The sequence below is a fragment of the Caulobacter sp. FV1ye13L genome (assembly GCF_058681155.1).
Genome location: NZ_CM178732.1, coordinates 815011 through 833519 on the forward strand (window position 1 = coordinate 815011; position 18509 = coordinate 833519).

The 18509-nt window shown below is 67.9% G+C and carries 16 protein-coding genes and 1 pseudogene; 7 read left to right on the forward strand and 10 right to left on the reverse strand.

The window, feature by feature from the left end; all coding sequences use genetic code 11:
- Positions 1-25 precede the first annotated feature (25 nt).
- Positions 26-250, forward strand: a complete 225-nt coding sequence (locus ACW176_RS03715) for a DUF4170 domain-containing protein (RefSeq protein ID WP_419253988.1) — start codon at positions 26-28, stop codon at positions 248-250.
- Positions 251-377: 127 nt separating this feature from the next.
- Here the strand turns inward: ACW176_RS03715 and ACW176_RS03720 are convergent, their stop codons facing one another.
- On the reverse strand, positions 378-1043 hold the full coding sequence (locus tag ACW176_RS03720) for a fused DSP-PTPase phosphatase/NAD kinase-like protein (protein WP_419319000.1): 666 nt from the start codon (positions 1041-1043) through the stop codon (positions 378-380).
- 133 nt (positions 1044-1176) lie between these two features.
- Between ACW176_RS03720 and ACW176_RS03725 the strand changes: the two genes are divergently transcribed.
- From ACW176_RS03725 to lpxK, 5 genes are read left to right on the forward strand one after another with little or no spacing between them, the layout of a single operon-like run.
- Entirely contained in the window at positions 1177-2955 is a 1779-nt protein-coding gene (locus ACW176_RS03725) for an ABC transporter ATP-binding protein (protein ID WP_492110936.1), read from the forward strand.
- Positions 2952-3674 carry a lysophospholipid acyltransferase family protein gene (locus ACW176_RS03730; RefSeq protein WP_492110937.1) on the forward strand — a complete coding sequence of 241 codons (723 nt, stop codon included), beginning with the start codon at positions 2952-2954 and terminating at the stop codon, positions 3672-3674. Before ACW176_RS03725 ends, ACW176_RS03730 begins: the two co-directional genes overlap by 4 nt.
- A 30-nt stretch (positions 3675-3704) precedes the next feature.
- Positions 3705-4706, forward strand: a complete 1002-nt coding sequence (locus ACW176_RS03735; protein ID WP_492110938.1) for a cation diffusion facilitator family transporter — start codon at positions 3705-3707, stop codon at positions 4704-4706.
- Positions 4703-5959, forward strand: a complete 1257-nt coding sequence (locus tag ACW176_RS03740) for a 3-deoxy-D-manno-octulosonic acid transferase (protein WP_492110939.1) — start codon at positions 4703-4705, stop codon at positions 5957-5959. Before ACW176_RS03735 ends, ACW176_RS03740 begins: the two co-directional genes overlap by 4 nt.
- Entirely contained in the window at positions 5956-6963 is a 1008-nt protein-coding gene (gene lpxK, locus ACW176_RS03745; RefSeq protein WP_492110940.1) for a tetraacyldisaccharide 4'-kinase, read from the forward strand. Before ACW176_RS03740 ends, lpxK begins: the two co-directional genes overlap by 4 nt.
- 128 nt (positions 6964-7091) lie before the next feature.
- Here lpxK and ACW176_RS03750 read toward each other — a convergent pair whose 3' ends face one another.
- The 4 genes and pseudogenes from ACW176_RS03750 to ACW176_RS03765 form a co-directional block, all read right to left on the reverse strand.
- Entirely contained in the window at positions 7092-8381 is a 1290-nt protein-coding gene (locus ACW176_RS03750; protein WP_492110941.1) for a metal-dependent hydrolase family protein, read from the reverse strand.
- Between the two features lie 4 nt (positions 8382-8385).
- Positions 8386-9462: a phosphotransferase family protein gene (locus tag ACW176_RS03755; protein WP_492110942.1), complete on the reverse strand. Its 1077-nt coding sequence runs from the start codon at positions 9460-9462 to the stop codon at positions 8386-8388.
- Between the two features lie 223 nt (positions 9463-9685).
- Positions 9686-10969 carry a phosphoribosylamine--glycine ligase gene (gene purD / locus ACW176_RS03760; protein ID WP_492110943.1) on the reverse strand — a complete coding sequence of 428 codons (1284 nt, stop codon included), beginning with the start codon at positions 10967-10969 and terminating at the stop codon, positions 9686-9688.
- Positions 10970-11671: 702 nt separating this feature from the next.
- Positions 11672-12012, reverse strand: a pseudogene (locus tag ACW176_RS03765) (endonuclease domain-containing protein).
- Positions 12013-12428: 416 nt separating this feature from the next.
- Between ACW176_RS03765 and ACW176_RS03770 the strand changes: the two are divergent.
- Positions 12429-13154, forward strand: coding sequence for a phospholipase D-like domain-containing protein (locus ACW176_RS03770; RefSeq protein WP_492110944.1), 726 nt, complete (start codon positions 12429-12431; stop codon positions 13152-13154).
- A gap of 26 nt (positions 13155-13180) precedes the next feature.
- Here the strand turns inward: ACW176_RS03770 and phoB are convergent, their stop codons facing one another.
- From phoB to pstC, 5 genes are read right to left on the reverse strand one after another with little or no spacing between them, the layout of a single operon-like run.
- Entirely contained in the window at positions 13181-13873 is a 693-nt protein-coding gene (phoB, locus tag ACW176_RS03775; RefSeq protein WP_419319011.1) for a phosphate regulon transcriptional regulator PhoB, read from the reverse strand.
- A 14-nt stretch (positions 13874-13887) separates the two neighbouring features.
- On the reverse strand, positions 13888-14577 hold the full coding sequence (phoU, locus tag ACW176_RS03780; protein ID WP_419319012.1) for a phosphate signaling complex protein PhoU: 690 nt from the start codon (positions 14575-14577) through the stop codon (positions 13888-13890).
- Between the two features lie 13 nt (positions 14578-14590).
- A complete protein-coding gene (gene pstB / locus ACW176_RS03785) occupies positions 14591-15433 on the reverse strand; it encodes a phosphate ABC transporter ATP-binding protein PstB (RefSeq protein ID WP_492110945.1) in 843 nt (280 codons plus the stop codon).
- 49 nt (positions 15434-15482) lie between these two features.
- Positions 15483-16790, reverse strand: coding sequence for a phosphate ABC transporter permease PstA (pstA, locus tag ACW176_RS03790; RefSeq protein WP_492110946.1), 1308 nt, complete (start codon positions 16788-16790; stop codon positions 15483-15485).
- Positions 16783-18225, reverse strand: coding sequence for a phosphate ABC transporter permease subunit PstC (gene pstC, locus ACW176_RS03795; RefSeq protein WP_492110947.1), 1443 nt, complete (start codon positions 18223-18225; stop codon positions 16783-16785). Before pstC ends, pstA begins: the two co-directional genes overlap by 8 nt.
- Positions 18226-18509 lie beyond the last annotated feature (284 nt).

An 18509-nucleotide genomic window follows, 5' to 3' on the forward strand; every position in this document is an offset into this window, starting at 1 on the left:
ATTCCTCGCAGGAACGTGCCCCCTCATGCCCGACAAGCAGCTTCTCCATCTCGTCATCGGCGGTGAACTGAAGGATGTCTCCGACATCGAGTTCCGCGATCTCTCCCAGGTCGAGTTTGTCGGGGCCTATGCCACCTATAGCGACGCCCACAAGGCCTGGAAGGCCAAGGCCCAGGCCACGGTCGACAATGCCCACGCGCGCTACTTCATCATCCACGCGCACAAGCTGATGGACCCGAGCCTGGGTTGATTTCAGATCCTCCCCCTCTGGGGGAGGTGGCCCAGAGGGCCGGAGGGGGCCGGCTCGGCTTGTGCCGCATTAGCCCCCTCAGTCGCTCCGCGACAGCTCCCCCAAAAGGGGAGCATCTTTTTCGCCCCTACTCCCGACGCAGCAGCTTGTCGGTCAGCAGCTTGCCCAGCATCCCGGCCCGGAAGGTCTTTTTCATCGCCACGGGATCGTAGTCGTCGCTCTCGACCCAGTCGGTGAAGCTCAAGCCCTTGGGCTCGCCGCGCTCCAGATACTGTTCGAACACATAGTCGAGCACCCCGGTGTTGCCGGCCCTGATGTGCAGATAGCGCGGCGAAAGCTCCTTCATCGCCTCGCGGATCGGCAGGCCAAGGCGATAGTGGGCATAGAGCACACTCATGATACCGGCCCGGTCAGCGCCCGACTTGCAGTGGATCAGAGCCGGATATTCCAGCGTTTCGAACAAGAGTTTGGCCCCGCGCACCCGCTCGCGGATCGGGACCTCTCGTGACGTGATGGTGAAATCGACCAGGTTCAGGCCCAGCCGCTGGCAGGCGTCCTTTTCCAGAGCGTAGAAGCTGCCGTCGAACCCGCCGCGCAGATTGACGATGGTCTTGATCCCCCGCTTCTTCCACCAGGCCAGCTGGAACGGCCAGGGCTGGTTGGCGCGCACCAGCTCGGGGCTGACCCAGTGGGCGTTGGAGAAGCCGACCCGCAGATAGGCGTGGTCGTTCCACAGATAGTGGAGATAGGTCTTCAGGCGCCCCCAAGGCGTGGTCAGGTCGAACTGGGCCAAACGGGCGATCCTCTAGGAAGTCCGCGCCTAAGTAGGATGGACCGCCGTTTAATGCAAAACGCGCGATCATTTCCGCGCCGGGTGATGCGCCCGCGTCCTTGACAGTCCGCCCGTGACATCCGACCCCTCGCCCATGACTGACGCCGCCCCGCCGCAAGCGACCAACCGCGCCCTCGCGATGCGGATCTGGCGCGACTATCTGCAGCCGCGCTGGAAGGGCCTGAGCGTCTCGCTGGTCAGCGCCGCCATCGTGGCCGGACTCAGCGCCCAGCTGACGCGGATGATCCAGCCCGCCGTGGACCAGTTGATCACCAACCCGCGCCCCGGCGCGATCCTGACCATTCCCGCCACCATCGCCGTGATCGCCATCCTGCGCGGCCTGTTCCAGGTGCTGCAGGCGACCTTCATCAACCGGATCGGCAATGGCGTGGTCGGCGATGTTCAGGTGCAGCTGTTCGGCAAGCTGGTGCGCTCGGACCTGGCCCGGCTGCGCGCCGCCCATTCGGGCTCCTATGTCTCGTCGGTGCTGTACGACGCCAGTCTGATCCGCGAGGCGGCGACCAGCGGGGTGGTCAACTATACCCGCGAGTTCCTGACCGTGGTCGGGGCCCTGGCGGTGATGTTCAGCCTGGACCCGATCCTGGCCGCCGGCGTGCTGGTCATCGCCCCGGTCGCCAGCCTGATCATGCGGCAATTTTCGAGGAAGACGACCAAGGCCGCCAAGGGCGCCATGGGCGAGACCTCCAACCTGTCGACCGCGATCATGGAGAGCCTGGACGGGGTCAAGATCGTCAAGATGGAGAACCGCGAGGCCTATGAGGAGGCCCGCGTCGCCGCCGTGGTCGACCGCCGCCAGCAGCACCTGATCAAGGGCTCCAACGCCCGGGCCATGGCCGCTCCGGCCACCGAGACCTTCACCACCCTGATCACCGCCGGCGTCTTCGTCTATGCCGGCTGGCGGGCGACGACCGGCGACATCACGGCCGGCGCCTTCTTCGCCTTTCTCAGCGCCCTGCTGATGGCCGCCCAGTCCCTGCGCCAGGTCGCCAATCTGCAGACGGTGTTCAGCGAGGGCCTGACCGCCGCCCGCCGGCTGTTCGAGGCCCTGGACGTCGCCCCGACCATTACCGACCCCGCCGACGCCCGCCCCCTGCCGCCCGGCGACAGCGCCATCGCCCTGAAGGGGGTGAGCTTCTCCTATGGCGGCGACATCCCGGCCCTGACGGAGGTCTCGCTGCAGGCCCGGCGCGGCGAGACCGTGGCCCTGGTCGGTCCGTCCGGCGGCGGCAAGAGCTCGATCCTCAACCTGATCCCGCGCTTCTACGATGTGACCGCCGGCGCGGTGACCATCGATGGCCACGACGTGCGCTCGGTGACCCTGGCCTCCCTGCGCGACCGCATCGCTCTGGTGACCCAGGAGCCCTTCCTGTTCGACGACACCATCCGCGCCAATATCGCCTATGCCCGGCCCGAGGCGACGGAAGAGCAGATCATCGCCGCCGCCCAGCAGGCCGCGGCCCACGACTTCATCAGCGCCCTGCCGGACGGCTATGACACGGGGGTCGGCGAGGCCGGCGCGCGGCTGTCGGGCGGCCAGCGCCAGCGCATCGCCATCGCCCGCGCCTTCCTGAAGGACGCCCCGATCCTGCTGCTGGATGAGGCGACCAGCGCGCTCGACACCGAAAGCGAGGCCCAGGTCCAGATCGCCCTCGAGCGGCTGATGGCCGGCCGCGCCACCATCCTGATCGCCCACCGCCTGTCGACCGTAATGGGCGCCGACCGCATCTATGTGATCGACAAGGGGCAGGTGATCGAGACCGGAACCCACGCCGAACTGGTGCGCGCCAGGGGCCTCTATGCCCGCCTCGCCAAGGCCCAAGACCTGGACCATGCGCCGGAGGATGCCGCGTGAGGCCACTGCGCTCGCCGTGGGTGATGAGCCTGCTGGTCAATCTGATGTCGGGCTATCTGGCCCTGACCTATCGCACCCTGCGCTGGACGCGAGAGGGTCAGCAGGTCGCGACCGACGTCCAGGCCAGGGCTCTGGCCGGGCGCTCGGGTGTGATCCTGGCCCTGTGGCACTCTCGCGTTCCCGTCGGCCCGGCGACCTGGCCTCAGGGCGCAGACAAGCCTGAGATCCGGGTTCTGGTCAGCCAGTCGCGCGACGGCGAGTTCATCGCCCGGGTGATCGCCCGCCTGGGTCTGCCGTCCATTCGCGGCTCCTCCCTGAAGAAGACCGACACCGCCAAGAACAAGGGCGGCGAGCAGGCCTTCCGCGACATGGTCAAGTGGGTGAAGGACGGCGGGGCCATGGCCATCACGCCCGACGGCCCGCGCGGTCCCGTCGAGGTGCTGCAGAAGGGGGCCGTGGCCCTGGCCCGGGTGAGCGGCGCGCCGGTGCTGTTCGTCGGCGTGGCCATGAAGCCCTGCCTGCGTCTGGGCACCTGGGACCGCACGATCATCCCCCTGCCCTTCGCCCGAGCGGCCATGGTCTGGGACGGTCCGGCCACCGCCGGCCGGGACGACGATCCTGACGCCCTGGCCGAGGCCTGGGGCCAGCGTCTGTCGGCCGTGTCGCGCCGGGCCGAGCAGATCGTCGGTGAAACGGACGGGGCGCCGGTCCGCCATTGATCCGACCCGCCCATGGTGGGATGTAGGGCCATGCCGCACGACCATTCGGGCCACTCGCACGATCACCATGATCACGCTCATGGACATGACCACGCTCACGACCACGGGCATGGCCATTCGCACGGACATGGGCACGGACATCACCATCACGTCCCCAAGGACTTCGGCCGCGCCTTCGCCATCGGCACCGCGCTGAACCTCGGCTTTGTGCTGGTCGAGTTCGCGGCGGGTCTGCTGACCCAGTCCCTGGCCCTGCTGGCCGACGCTGGCCACAATCTGTCGGACGTTCTGGGCCTGATCCTGGCCTGGGGCGCGGCGACGCTGGCCAAGCGCGCGCCGAGCGGTCGCCACACCTATGGCCTGCGCAAGGGCACGGTGCTGGCCTCGCTGGCCAATGCCGCCCTGCTGCTGGCCGCCACCGGCGCCATCGCCTGGGAAGCCATTCGCCGCTTTGCCGCCCCGACCCCGGTCGAGAGCGGCCCGGTGATGATCGTCGCGGCCATCGGCATCGTCATCAACACCGCCACAGCCCTGATGTTCATGCGCGGCTCCAAGGATGACCTGAACGCCCGCGGCGCCTTCCTGCACATGGCCTCCGACGCCGCTGTGTCGGCCGGGGTGGTGCTGGCCGCCCTGCTGATGATGCTGACCGGCTGGCTATGGATCGACTCGGTGACCAGCCTGCTGATCGTCGCCGTGATCGTCCTGGGCACCTGGGGCCTGCTGCGCGACTCGCTGGACATGGCCCTGGACGCCGCTCCGCGCGGCATCGACCCCGCCAAGGTCCGCGACTGGCTGGCCTCCCGGCCGGGCGTTGTCGAGGTGCACGACCTGCACATCTGGGCGATGAGCACGACCGAGACGGCCATGACCGCCCACGTGGTCCGCCCCGCCGGCGAGGATCACGACGACTTCCTGCACGAGGTTTGCGCGGCGCTGAACAGCCAGTTCAAGATCGGCCACGCCACGGTGCAGATCGAGCACAGCGCCGGCCCCCATGCCTGCCGCCTGGCGCCAGCGGACGTGGTGTGAGCCTTCCGCTTTCGCTCGCCATCTACCGCGTCGCCACGACGGCGCTGGAGCCCTTCGCGCCCCTGTTGCTGAAGCGCCGGGCCGCCAAGGGCAAGGAAGATCCGGCCCGCCTGAACGAGCGCCTGGCCCGGCCAGCCCTGCCGCGCCCGCAAGGTCGACTGGTCTGGCTGCACGGGGCCAGCGTCGGCGAGAGCCTGTCGATCCTGCCGCTGGTGGAACGCCTGCGGGCCGAGCGGCCGGACGCGGCCCTGCTGGTGACGTCTGGCACCGTGACCTCGGCGCAACTTCTGGCCCAGCGGCTGCCCAAGGGCGTGATCCACCAGTTCGTGCCGGTCGATACGCCTGGCGGGGCCGAGCGTTTCATCGGCCACTGGCGGCCCGACCTGGCCGTCTTCGTCGAGAGCGAGCTGTGGCCCAACCTGTTGCTGGCCGCCAAGGCGGCCGGGACGCGGCTGGCTCTGGTCTCGGCCAAGCTGTCGGACAGCAGCTTCGACGGCTGGAAGGCGAGGCCGTTCGCGGCCCACCGGCTGTTTTCCGGCTTCGACCTGATCCTGGCCCAGGACGGCCGGGCCGCCGGCCGCTTCGCCAGCCTGGGCGGAACCGTGACCGGCGAGGCCGACCTGAAGTTCGGCGCCGCGCCCCTGCCGGCTGATCCCGTCGAACTGGCCCGCCTGAAGACCGCGCTCGAAGGCCAGCCCCTGCTGCTGGCCGCCAGCACCCATCCGGGCGAGGACGAGATCGTGCTGGACGCCTTTGCGGCCCTGCCCGGCCAGCCGCGCCTGGTCATCGCGCCCCGCCATGTCGAGCGCGGTCCGGCCATCGTCGAGATGGCGAGGACGCGCGGCCTGGCCGCCAACCTGCGCAGCGCCGATCCCCACGCGGCGCCGGCTCAGGTGTTGGTCGCCGACACCCTGGGCGAGCTGGGTCTGTGGTTCCGGCTGGCCGATCTGGCCCTGGTGGCCGGCAGCCTGGTCCCCGGCATAGGCGGCCACAATCCGCTGGAGCCGGCGCGGCTGTCCTGTCCGATCCTTTCCGGTCCGCATGTCGAGAACTGGCTGACGGCCTATGCCGAGCTGTCCGCCATCGACGGCATGGCCCTGGCCGACGAGAGCGTGCTTGCCGAGCGTCTGGCCGCCGCCCTGGCCGATCCCGCCGCCGGCAAGCTCCGGGCCCAGCGCGCGGCGACCTTTGTCGAGACCCGCGACGCCGAGGCCCGCGCCGGCCTGGCCCGCATCATCGAGCTTGTCCCATGAAGCTGTCGACGCCCCGCTGGTGGTACGTGAAGTCGGGCGGTCCCTCGCCGGTCACCCGCGCCCTGCTGACCCCGCTGTCGTGGATCTGGGCCGCCGCCACCGCCCGGCGGATCGCCAAGGGTCCGGGCAGCGAGATCGGCGCGGCGGTGATCTGCGTCGGCAATGTCACGGTCGGCGGAGCCGGCAAGACGCCGATCGTTCGCGAACTGCTGCTGACCCTGAGCCAGCGCGGCCTCCAGGCCCACGGCCTGGCCCGGGGTCATGGCGGCAAGGACAAGGGCCCGACCCGGGTCGATAGCGCGCGCCACACCGCCCTGGATGTCGGTGACGAGCCGCTGATGCTGGCCCAGGACTTTCCGATGTGGATCGCCCGCGACCGGGTGGCTGGAGCCCGCGCCGCTTCGGCGGCCGGGGCCCAGGCGATCGTCATGGACGACGGCCACCAGAACCCGGACGTCCGCAAGGCGCTGTCGCTGATCGTGGTCGACGGCGAGACGCGCAATGACGAGTGGCCGTTCGGTGACGGCAAGGTGTTCCCGGCCGGGCCGATGCGCGAGCCGCTGAAGGTCGGACTGGCCCGGGCCGACGCCGTGGTCCTGCTGCTGCCCGCCGACCTGCCGGCCGCCGATCCGGCCCTGCTGGTCCTGTTTGGCCAAACGCCGGTGCTGATTGCCCGGCTGGAGCCGGTTGGCCGTCCGCCGCAGGGTCCCCAGCTGGGGTTCGCCGGTATCGGCAAGCCGTGGAAGGTCGAGCGCGCCCTGCTGGCCGCCGGCTGCAAGCTGGTCGACTTCGCGCCGTTCCCCGATCATGGGGTTTATGACGAGGGCACGCTGAAGATGCTGGCCGACCGCGCCGCCCTGTTCGACGCCGGTCTGGTCACCACCGAAAAGGACTGGGTGCGACTGTCGCCGGCCTGGCGCGCCAAGGTCACGCCATGGCCGGTGCGGGCCAGATTCGAGGACGAGGCGGCGTTGGCGGCGGTGCTGACGAAGGCGGGTTTGTAGTTCTAGGATCCTCCCCCTTCCGGGGGAGGTGGCCCAGAGGGCCGGAGGGGGCCAGCTTGGCCTGAGCCGCATGAGCCCCCTCAGTCGCTCCGCGACAGCTCCCCCAGAGGGGGAGCAGCGTCTATGCCCTACTTCACCAAAGCCCCGCCCTTGATCACCGAGGTCACGCTCTGCAGCACGGTCACGTCCGTGAGCGGGTCGCCCTTGACCGCGATCAGGTCGGCGGCCTTGCCGGGGGCCAGGGAGCCGATCTCGGCCGAGAGGTCGAAGTGGGCGGCGGCGTTGACGGTGGCGGTCTGGATGGCTTCCAGCGGGGTCAGGCCCGCCTTGACCAGCAGGGCGAACTCGCCGGCATTGTCGCCGTGGGCCGAGACCCCGGTGTCGGTGCCGAAGGCGATCTTGACGCCGCCCTCATGGGCCCGGCGGGCCATGGCCAGCATCTTGGGACCGGCGTCCAGCGCCTTGGCGGTCTGGGCGGGGGTCAGGAAGTTCTTGGGACCCGAGGCCACCCGATAGACGAAATCGCCCGCCATCAGGGTCGGCACCAGATAGCCGCCGTTCTTCTTGAACAGGGCGATGCTCTCGTTGTCGAGATAGGTGCCGTGCTCGATGCTGTCGCCGCCGGCCTTCAGGAAGGCGTTGATGCCGTCGACGCCGTGGGCGTGGGCGGTGACCTTGCGGCCCATGCGGTGAGCGGCGTCGACGATGGCCTCCAGCTCGGCGCCCGAAAACTGCTGGGCCAGGCCGGCAGCGGTATTGGAGAGCACCCCGCCGGTGGCGGTGATCTTGATGATGTCGGCCCCGCGCCAGACCTGCTCGCGCACGGCCCGGCGGCAATCGTCGGCGCCAGAGCACACCGAGCCCGGCCGCAGGGCGTGCATGACCTCTTCGCTGAAGCCGTTGACGTCGCCGTGCCCACCATGGATCGAGACCGCCGAACCCGAGGCGATGATCCGCGGACCGATCACGTCACCGCGCTTGACCGCCCCCCGCAGCGCGAAGATCGCCGCGTTGTCAGCGCCCAGATCGGCCACGGTGGTGAAGCCGGCCATCAGGGTCTTGCGGGCATAGCCGGCCCCGACCATGGCCTGGTCGGCCGACGACTGGGTGACTTCTTCAAGCCGCGAATTGGGGTTCTGCTCGCCGGTCAGGTGGACGTGGCTGTCGATCAGGCCCGGCAGGACGAAGCTGTCCTTGAGGTCCACCACGCGGCCGCCCGGCTCGGAGACATAGCCGTCGACGATGCGGACGACCTTGCCGCCGTCAAGCACCAGGGTCTTGGCGGTTTCGACCTTGCCGGTGGCCGGGTCGGCCAGCAGCTTGCCGGCCTGGACGAACAGGGTTTCGGCGCAGGCGGCGCCAGACAGCGCCCCGGTCACAGCCAGGGCGCAGACGCCCGCGAACAGTTTACGCATCAAGGTCTCAGGCCCCCGCCTTCTGCGCAAAGGTCCAGGCCCCTCTGGCCAGCACCGGCACGCGCGCTTCCATCGTCTGCGCATGGGCGCTGGCGGCGGTGCCGTCGCGGACGCGGCCGACGATGCCCTGGCAGATGCCGGCCAGTCTGAAGAGGTTGTAGCTGAAGTACCAGTCCAGATTGGGCAGGCCGTCGCGGCCGGTGGCCTTGCAGTAGCGGGCCACGGCCTGCTCGATGGTCGGCACGCCATAGGCTTCCAGGTCGTCTATATCCGACAGGCCGCCGCGCTGGTCGGACGGCATCACCCAGTTCATCAGGAAATAGCTGAAATCGGCCAGCGGATTGCCCAGCGTCGACAGCTCCCAGTCCAGCACCGCCACCACCTTGGGCTCGGTGGCGTGCAGGATCATGTTGTCGAGGCGATAGTCGCCATGGACGATCGAGGTGCGGTCATCCTCGGGCGCCGAGCCCGGCAGCCAGGCCATCAGCCTGTTCATGTCCTCCAGATCGGTGGTCTCCGAAGCCTTGTACTGCTTGGTCCAGCGGTCGATCTGACGGGTGAAGTAGTTGCCCGGCTTGCCATAGTCGGCCAGGCCCACGGCGGCGTAGTCCACCATGTGCAGGGCGGCCAGGGTGTCGATCTCGGCCTCGTAGATCGCCCGGCGCTCGGCCGGCTGATAGTCGGGCAAGGTGCCGTCCCACAGGATGCGGCCTTCCACATTGTCCATCACGTAGAAGATCGTGCCGATCACGTCCTCGTCCATGCACAGGGCATAGGCCTTGGCGACGGGGAAGTGGGCCTTGTTCAGGCCGGAGATCACCTTGAATTCGCGGTCCACCGCGTGGGCGCTGGGCAACAGCTTGCCCGGCGGCTTGCGGCGCAGGACGTATTTCTTGGTCGGGGTGACCAGCTGATAGGTCGGGTTGGACTGGCCGCCCTTGAACTGGCGAACCTCCAGCGGACCCGTGAAGCCCTCGACATGGGCCGCAAGCCACGACGCCAGCTTGCCCTCGTCGATCGCATGGCGCGGATCGACCGGCTTGGTGCCCGAATTCAGATCCTGGGCGGACTCGGCTTCAGCCATGCGATTTCTCCCCAACGCTTGTTTGAACGGGAGTTTAGAGGGTGGCTCCGCCGACGCAAGCCACTTGCCCCCTACGGGCTGCTGCGCAGCCGTCTTCCCCCCACCCCCTCAGTCGGCTTTGCCGACAGCTCCCCCGAGGGGGAGCAAAGGGGGAAGATGAATTCATCCGCCCCCTACGGGGGCGGACGACCGCGAAGCGGTCAGGTGGGGGCGAGTGATCAAGCTAGCTCTGCCCCAGCGCCCGCCAGCCGATATCGCGGCGATAGAAGCCGCCCGGCAGGCTGATGGTCTGCAGCGCCGCATAGGCCGCCTCGCGCGCCTCAAGCAGGGTCGCGCCCAGGGCGCAGACGTTCAGCACCCGGCCGCCGGCCGCCACCAGCCGTCCTTCGAACTCGCGGGACGTGCCGGCGTGGAAGACCACGACCCCGGCGCCGAAATCAGCGTCGGCGCCCTGGATCCGGCCGCCGGTTACCGGCGCGTCGGGATAGCCTTCAGCCGCCAGCACCACGCAGATCGCCGCCTCGTCGCGCCACACCGGCTTGGCCGCGCCGGCCAGCTCGCCCTTGGCGGCGGCCAGCAGGAGGGGCACCAGGTCGCTCTGCAGGCGCAGCATCAGGGTCTGGCATTCGGGATCGCCGAAGCGGGCATTGTATTCGACCAGCTTGGGGCCCGTCGGCGTCAGCATCAGGCCGGCATACAGCACGCCCACATAGGGATTGCCCTCGGCGGCCATGCCCTTGACCGTCGGCTCGATCAGCTCGATCCAGGCCTGACGCACCAGGGCGTCGGTCAGCACCGGCGGCGGCGAATAGGTGCCCATGCCGCCGGTATTGGGACCCTCGTCGCCGTCATAGGCGCGCTTGTGATCCTGGGCGGCGCCGAACAGCATCGCCGTCTTGCCGTCGCAGATCGCAAACAGCGAGGCTTCCTCGCCGTGCATGAACTCCTCGATCACCACGCGGGCCCCGGCTGTGCCGAACCGGCCGCCCAGCATGTCGAGCACGGCCGCGTCGGCCTGGGCCCGGTCAGCGGCGATCACCACGCCCTTGCCGGCCGCCAGGCCGTCGGCCTTGATCACGAAGGGGGCCTGCAGCGTATCCAGGAAGGCGCTGGTCGAGGCGGCGTCGGTGAACACGCCATAGGCCGCCGTGGGCAGGTCGTGGCGGGCGCAGAAATCCTTGGTGAAGGCCTTGGAGGTCTCCAGCCGCGCGGCCCGCTGGCTGCCGCCGAAACAGGGGATGCCGACTTCGGCCAGACGGTCGGCCAGACCAACCTCCAGCGCCGATTCCGGGCCCACGACCACGAGGTCGGCGGCGATCTCTTGCGCCAGGGCGACCAGCCCCTCGACGTCCAGCACCTTGACCGCGCGCAGCTGCGCGACCGCGGCCATGCCCGGATTGCCGGGCGCGGCCACCAGCCGTCCGCACAGCGGCGATTGCGCGATCTTCCAGGCCAGGGCGTGCTCGCGCCCGCCGGACCCGACGAGGAGGATGTTCAGCTTTTCCATGAGGCCGGGGTGTGGAACCAGAGGGCGGCGGGGTCAAGGCGCCCCGCGCACGGGTTCGCATCCTCGCCGGTTTTCACCGGCAAGTGGGGCCCCAAGAAACAAGGGGAGGCGGCGGAGCGTCCGGGCCAGGCCCGGATGGGTTTGTAGTGGAGTACCGTTTCGGCCGTGGCCGGAGCGCTCCGCGCGGTTGTTATCCGATGAGCCCTCGGGGCGCGGGGTTTTAACCCGCTCCCGATCAGAGGCCCCAGGCGGGCGGAAGGGAAGCGACCCTTCCGGACCGCGCGAGCGATTTCAGCCCGCGCCTGGAGCGCCCGTGCAGGCGTCGCCAAAGGGCGTTCCCGGTGGTCTGGATCCGGCTTCATCACGTTCGGGCCCCGCAAGGACCGATCCGCTCCGCCAGACCCCACCGGGCCTTCGACGACGACTGACGGGCGCGACCCGCACAACCGCCCCCGCCACCCGTCAGGTCGCCAGCTGGACGGCCTCCCCAGTGGCGGGACGAGAATGATTATGCGGGAGGTTTTCAGGGGGCTGCGTCGATTTTGGATCGTGACGGTGGGTGCGGCGTGCAGGGCGTTGAATGTGTTGGGGTGGAGGGGCGGTTATCCCCGTGCCCGCACGGGGATAGAGGCCAGGCGCGGAACCCCTCTCTCATAGAGAGAGAGGGAGGGGCCCGCCGCGAAGCGGTGGGAGGGTGAGAGGTTACACCCTGTCCGAACGAAGCACCGCCAGGATGTCGTCCGATACGCCGCCCGGATCCGTCAGCACCCGCGCGTTGGGAAACCGCACCACCACATAGCCAAACAGCTCCAGCGTCCGGGTCCGGCGCTCGTCATAATCCTCGCGCCCTTCATGGGCCGCGCCGTCCAGCTCCACGATCACCTGGCCGCCTCGCAGACGAAGTCCGCGAAGTATCGATCAATCGCGACCTGCCGCAGAAACCTGAACCCGCCCAGCCGGCGATTGCGGACGAGGGTCCAGAGCGTCCTCTCGGCCAGGGTCTGGCTCTGGCGAAGGCGACGGGCGTTGGCGGTCTTGTCCATGACGGGAGCATGGTCTCGGGCGCTTGGGTCGCTCAACGACAGGAATCGAGATTTCTCCGGCTGGCGGTGAAACCTCTCACCCTCCCACCGCTGCGCGGCGGGCCCCTCCCTCTCTCTATGAGAGAGGGGTTCCGTGCGCGCCTGGTTGATCGGCGAAGCCGCCTCCGCGCCGAAGGGAGCCATCCTTACATCTCACGGCGAGACGATCGCCGGTCTGTCCAGGTTGCTCAAGGACGACGCTGCGCGTCGCCGCGGCGCGGCTGGCCGCAGGCCAGTCCTTGACCAACCTGGACAGACCGGCACGCTGCAGCCTCCAAGAGATGTAAGGCTTGGCGCGACGCGGGGGCGTCGGGTTTCAAGAGGCCGCATTTCTAAAGCTTCGTGCAAGTGTAGTAAGATGACGGAAGGACGGGCCCATGCCAACGCCTGACGAGCGCTACAAGCTCTTATCTCACCTGCTGTCGGACGTTCCCGATCTAGAAAGTGTGGTCGGTGAGGGACGGATAAGCCGCGAAACACACATGTGGCTCGCGCGGGCAGCTGTTCTAATTGAAGACGGCGGGGATTTGGCCGATAGCGTGTCATTCCGCAGCGAGATGAACTCCCTCCCTTTTTTGAGCGGCAAGCCAACCAAACTTATGGGTTCGCTCTACCGCGCATTGGCTAGGGCTGAGCTGCAAGCCTCACCAACCTTGGCGGGATCTTTCATCCACGCGGGAGACGCATTCGATGCCCTCGCTTCGATTGGGCGTGTCTTCGGACAGGCTCAAAAAACTCTATTCATCGCTGATCCCTATCTCGATGAAAAAGTCCTCACGCAGTTCGCCTTGTTGGCGAATGAGGGTGTCAGCCTGCGAATGCTGACTTCAGGTCAATCATTGAAGACAGCGCTTCCTGCTGCTGTAGAAGCTTGGCGGCAACAATACGCCGCCCGGCCGCTTGAAGTTCGTGTGAGCCAAGCCAAAGGCACTCTGCACGATCGACTGGTTTTGGTCGATGGCGGGACCGCCTGGACGCTAACTCAGTCGTTCAACTCGTTCGCCACGAGATCACCAGCCTCAATCTTGCGCGCCGATGCGGAAATTGCGGCGATGAAAACTGCCGCTTACGAAGACCTTTGGACGGCAGCAAACCCGATTTAGAGTCCCCGCAACCACTCCGCAGAAACCTAAGCCGCCTCAACATCCAGCGAATACCCCGCCGAACGCACGGTCCGGATCGGATCGCCGTCCGCCGAGCCGTTCAGCGCTTTCCGCAGGCGGCCGATGTGCACGTCCACCGTCCGCGCCTCGACATAGACGTCCGAGCCCCAGACGGCGTCCAGCAGCTGTTCGCGGCTGAACACCCGGCCGGGGTGCTGCATCAGGTAGTCGAGCAGGCGGAACTCGGTGGGGCCCAGATGGACCTCCTTGCCCTGGCGCTTCACGCGGTGGGCGACGCGGTCGATGATGATGTCGCCGACCGTGATGCGGTCGTCGGCCAGGCCCGGACGGATGCGGCGCAGCACGGCGCGGACGCGGGCGGTCAGTTCGACCATCGAGAACGGCTTGACCACATAGTCATCGGCCCCGGTGTCGAGGCCCCGAATCCGGTCGCTCTCTTCGCCGCGAGCGGTCAGCATGATGATCGGCACGTTGCGCGTCTCGGCCCGGCCGCGCAGGCGGCGGCAGACCTCGATGCCCGAGACCTTGGGCAGCATCCAGTCCAGGATCACCAGGTCGGGGGCGCGCTCGCTGGCCATGGTCAGGGCTTCTTCGCCGTCACCGGCCAGGCCGACCTGATAGCCTTCCTTGTCGAGATTGTAGTGCAGGAGGGTGGCCAGGGCGTCCTCGTCCTCGACCACCAGAACATACGGAGTCAAAGCCTGGGTTTCCTTTAGCGCGGCGTGTCGAGCTTGGGACGCTTGGAGATGATCTCCTCGCCCGTGATTTCGAAGTGGATGATCTCGGCGATGTTGGTGGCGTGGTCGCCGATACGTTCGAGGTTCTTGGCCACGAACAGCAGATGGGCGCAGGCGTTGATCGTGCGCGGATCGCCCATCATGTAGGTCAGCAGTTCGCGGAAGATGGCGTTGTAGTGCTCGTCGACCTCTTCGTCGCGGCTCCACACGCCGTTGGCGCGTTCCAGGTCCGAGGCGCTGTAGGCGTCCAGAACGTCCTTCAGACGGCCCTCGACCAGCTTGCCCATGCGCTCGATCGAGCGGGTCAGGGCGGTCATGGGCTCGGCGTCGGTCAGGATCAGGGCGCGCTTGCCGATGTTCTTGGCCATGTCGCCGCAGCGTTCCAGGCTCATCGAGATCTTCAGCGCGGCGACGGCGTGGCGCAGGTCCACGGCCATCGGCTGGCGCAGGGCGATCAGCTTGAAGGCCTTGCGCTCGATCTCGCCCTGCAGGGCGTCCAGGCGCTCGTCGCGGGCGACGACCTGCTGGGCCAGGGGGGCGTCGCGGCGGGCGATGCACTCGACGGCGTCAGCGATCTGGGCCTCGGCCATGCCACCCATGCGGGTGACCTCGGCCGTGAGGTGGTTCAGCTCTTCGCCGTAGGATTTGACGGTATGCTCGGTCATGTCGTGGTCGTCCCTAGCCGAAGCGGCCGGTGATGTAGTCTTGCGTGCGGCTGTCGCGAGGATTGGTGAACATCTCCTCGGTCGTGCCGCTCTCGACCAGCTTGCCCAGGTGGAAGAAGGCGGTCTTCTGCGAGACGCGGGCGGCCTGGGCCATCGAGTGGGTGACGATGACGATGCAGAACTGGTTGCGCAGCTCGTCGATCAGTTCCTCGATGCGGGCGGTGGCGATGGGGTCCAGGGCCGAGCAGGGCTCGTCCATCAGGATCACTTCGGGACCGACGGCGATGGCGCGGGCGATGACCAGGCGCTGCTGCTGGCCGCCGGACAGGCCGGTGCCGGGCTGGTGCAGGCGGTCGGCGACCTCGTTCCACAGACCAGCCTTCTTGAGGCTGCTCTCGACGATGGCTTCCAGCTCGGCCTTGCCGGTGGCCAGGCCATGGATGCGCGGGCCGTAGGCGACGTTCTCGAAGATGGTCTTGGGGAACGGGTTGGGCTTCTGGAACACCATGCCGACGCGCGAGCGCAGGACCACGGGGTCGACGCTCTTGAGATTGACGTCATTTCCGTCGATCGCGATCACGCCCGAGACCTTGGCCGACGGGATGGTGTCGTTCATGCGGTTGATGCAGCGCAGGAAGGTCGACTTGCCGCAGCCCGACGGGCCGATAAAGGCGGTGACCGACTTGCCGGGGATGTCGATGTTGACGTCGAACAAGGCCTGCTTGTCGCCGTAGAACACGTTGACGTCCTTGGCGCGGATCTTGATCTCGTGCGTCGAGGCCGGCGGATAGGTCTGCGCCGAGGCCGTCTTGATGACGGGCGCGGAGACGGAATCGTCGGGGCTGCGGGTGGTCATGGCGTGTCCCTGGACGAGGGGAAGGGCGGAAGGGTTCAGGATCATGTTTCTACCAGCGACGCTCGAAGCGGCGGCGCAGGATAACGGCCGCGGCGTTCATGATGATCATGAAGACCAGGAGGACGATGATGGCGCCGGCGGTGCGCTCGTGGAAGGCGCGCTCGGAAGCGTTCTCCCAGATGAACACCTGCACGGGCAGGACGGTGGCGGCGCCGGTGAAGCCCTCGGGCACGCCGGGCACGAACGAGACCATGCCGATCATCAGCAGCGGCGCGGTTTCACCCAGGGCGTGGGCCAGCGACAGGATGGCGCCGGTCATCACGCCGGGCATGGCCAGCGGCAGCACGTGGTGGAAGACGGTCTGGGTCTTGGACGCGCCGACGCCCAGGGCGGCTTCGCGGATCGAGGGCGGCACGGCTTTCAGCGCCGAACGGGTGGCGATGATCACGGTGGGCAGGGCCATCAGGGCCAGCACCAGGCCGCCGACCAGCGGTGATGAGCGCGGCACGTGCAGCCAGTTGATGAACAGGGCCAGGCCCAGCAGGCCGTAGACGATCGACGGCACGGCGGCCAGGTTGTTGATGTTGACCTCGATCACGTCGGTCCAGCGGTTCTTCGGGGCGAACTCTTCCAGATAGACGGCGGCCATCACGCCCATCGGCACGGCGATCAGGGCGGTGATCAGCAGCATCATGGCCGAGCCGACCACGGCGCCCAGCACCCCGGCCTGTTCCGGCTCGGTAGAGTCCGAATTGGTGAAGAAGGCGAAGTTGAAGCCCGACTTGACCGAACCGTCCTTCTCGAGCTGGTCCAGCCAGTCCAGTTGCTGGTCGTCCAGCTTGCGGTCTTCCTGCACGGTCGAGCGCTTGATCTCGCCCTTGTAGTACAGGTCGGCGTCGGCCTTGAACGGGCCGGTGACGGTGACGGTCTTGCCGATCAGCGACTTGTCGGCCTTGAGCTGGTTGAGCAGCTGGAAGCCCAGGTCGCGCGAGGTGAGATCCATCACCTTGCCCGAGACCAGACCCAGGTCGTCATCGACCACGCCCAGCTTCTTCATCATCGCTTCGGCGACGATGTAGTCATAATTGACGCCCTCGAGGTCGGCGACGTCGATGCGCTCGGGGTTCAGATAGACCGGCACGCTCAGCGTGTGGGTCTGGAAGGTGGTGTAGCCCTGACCGACGATGCGGCCGACCAGCACCACCAGGAAGATCATGGCGATGGTGATGGCCATCAGGCCCTGGGCCTTGAACCAGGTCTCGGCGCGGTGGCGCTTCTTGAGACGGGCTTCCATGGCGATCTGGGCGTCGGTCTGCGGGGCGCGAACCGAACCAGCGGGGGCGGCGGCGTCAGTCATACTGTTCCCGATACTTCTGGACGATGCGCAGGGCGATGATGTTCAGGCCCAGGGTGACGACGAACAGGGTCAGACCCAGACCGAAGGCCGCGAGGGTCTTGGGACTGTCGAACTCCTGGTCGCCGGTCAGCAGGGTGACGATCTGGACGGTGACGGTGGTGACGGTGTCCAGCGGATTGGCGGTCAGCTTGGCCTGCAGGCCGGCGGCCATGGTGACGATCATGGTCTCGCCGACGGCGCGAGAGATGGCCAGCAGCATGGCGGCCATGATGCCCGGCAGGGCGGCGGGCAGGACCACCTTCTTGACGGTCTCGGACTTGGTGGCGCCCATCGCATAGCTGCCGTCGCGAAGCGCCTGGGGCACGGCGTTGATGATGTCATCCGACAGCGAGGAGACGAACGGGATCAGCATGATGCCCATCACCACCCCGGCCACCAGGGCCATCTGGTTCTGAACTTCCATCAGGTACTGGCCGACGCCGTCCAGCGGGCCGCCGATCATCGTGGCGCCCAGGGCGTTGAAGCCGGCGCGGAACAGCGGACCCACGGTCAGGGCGGCGAAGAAGCCGTAGACCACGGTCGGCACGCCGGCCAGGATCTCCAGCAGCGGCTTGATGGTCGAGCGCACCGGGCGGCTGGCATATTCGGAGAGATAGATCGCCGAGTAGAGGCCCACCGGAGCGGCCACGGCCATGGAGATCATCATGATCAGGAAGGTGCCGGCAAACAGCGGAACCGCGCCGAATGCGCCTTCCGAAGCCACCTGGTCTTCGCGCATGGCGATCTGCGGGCTCCACTCGGTGCCCAGCAGGAACGACAGCGGCGAGACGCTCTGGAAGAAGCGCCAGCTTTCCCAGACCAGCGACAGGACGATGCCCAGGGTGGTCAGGACGGCCAGGATGGAGCAGGCCATCAGCAGGCCGCCAACCCAGCCCTCGACCTTGTTGCGAGCCCGGAAGTCGGCGGAAAGACGCGGGAAGGCCAGCAGGAAACCGGCCAGGGCGACCACACCGGCCAGGCCCAGCACGCTGTAGCGGATCAGGGCGTCGATGCGGCGGGCCTCGGCGACCTTGGCGTCGAGGGCGACCTTCAGTTCGCCCTCATAGGTGATCTCGCTGGGCGAGATGCCTTGGGCGATGGCCTGGGCGTCGCTGAAGAACACCGCCTGGCGATCGACATCCTGGGTCTGCAGGATCGCCGGGCGCTGAGCCTGCAGCATGGCGTCCTCGACCCGGTCGCCGAACATGGCGCCCAGCAGCAGGAGCAGGGCGGCCGGCGCACCGGCCCACAGGGCGGCATAGCCGCCGTAGTAGCCGGGGAGCGAATGCAGGACGCGCTTGGCGCCGCCGGCATTGGCCACGGCTCGGCGCTTGCCGAGCATGAAGGCGATGCCGGAAAACAGCGCCAGAAACAGGAGCGAGAGCCAGGTCAGCATGCGTGCGGCGGGGTCTTGCGCGAGAGGTTGCGATGACGACGCCCAACGCGTCGTCCCGCCCGGCTGGAGCTATGCCCGCCCGGCGCTGTGCTTATGCGACGCTTCAGTGACAGTTTAAAGACAGCGGCCGGCCCCGATCCCACCCCGCCAACGTGGCCAAGCTGAAACAGATCGAAGCGGTCCTGTAATCGCGACGCAACGAAGCTCCGGCATGACCGTTCCGGCGCAGGTCCCGGCGCGCATTGTCTGGCGTGCGCCCCTCTTTCGCGCCATGGGACCGTCTG

Coding starts and splice junctions, on each gene's coding strand:
- ACW176_RS03715 (WP_419253988.1), top strand. CDS start 26: ATGCCCGACAAGCAGCTTCTCCATCTCGTCATCGGCGGTGAACTGAAG.
- ACW176_RS03725 (WP_492110936.1), top strand. CDS start 1,177: ATGACTGACGCCGCCCCGCCGCAAGCGACCAACCGCGCCCTCGCGATG.
- ACW176_RS03735 (WP_492110938.1), top strand. CDS start 3,705: ATGCCGCACGACCATTCGGGCCACTCGCACGATCACCATGATCACGCT.
- lpxK (WP_492110940.1), top strand. CDS start 5,956: ATGAAGCTGTCGACGCCCCGCTGGTGGTACGTGAAGTCGGGCGGTCCC.
- ACW176_RS03755 (WP_492110942.1), bottom strand. CDS start 9,462: ATGGCTGAAGCCGAGTCCGCCCAGGATCTGAATTCGGGCACCAAGCCG.
- purD (WP_492110943.1), bottom strand. CDS start 10,969: ATGGAAAAGCTGAACATCCTCCTCGTCGGGTCCGGCGGGCGCGAGCAC.
- ACW176_RS03770 (WP_492110944.1), top strand. CDS start 12,429: ATGCCAACGCCTGACGAGCGCTACAAGCTCTTATCTCACCTGCTGTCG.
- phoU (WP_419319012.1), bottom strand. CDS start 14,577: ATGACCGAGCATACCGTCAAATCCTACGGCGAAGAGCTGAACCACCTC.
- pstB (WP_492110945.1), bottom strand. CDS start 15,433: ATGACCACCCGCAGCCCCGACGATTCCGTCTCCGCGCCCGTCATCAAG.
- pstA (WP_492110946.1), bottom strand. CDS start 16,790: ATGACTGACGCCGCCGCCCCCGCTGGTTCGGTTCGCGCCCCGCAGACC.
- pstC (WP_492110947.1), bottom strand. CDS start 18,225: ATGCTGACCTGGCTCTCGCTCCTGTTTCTGGCGCTGTTTTCCGGCATC.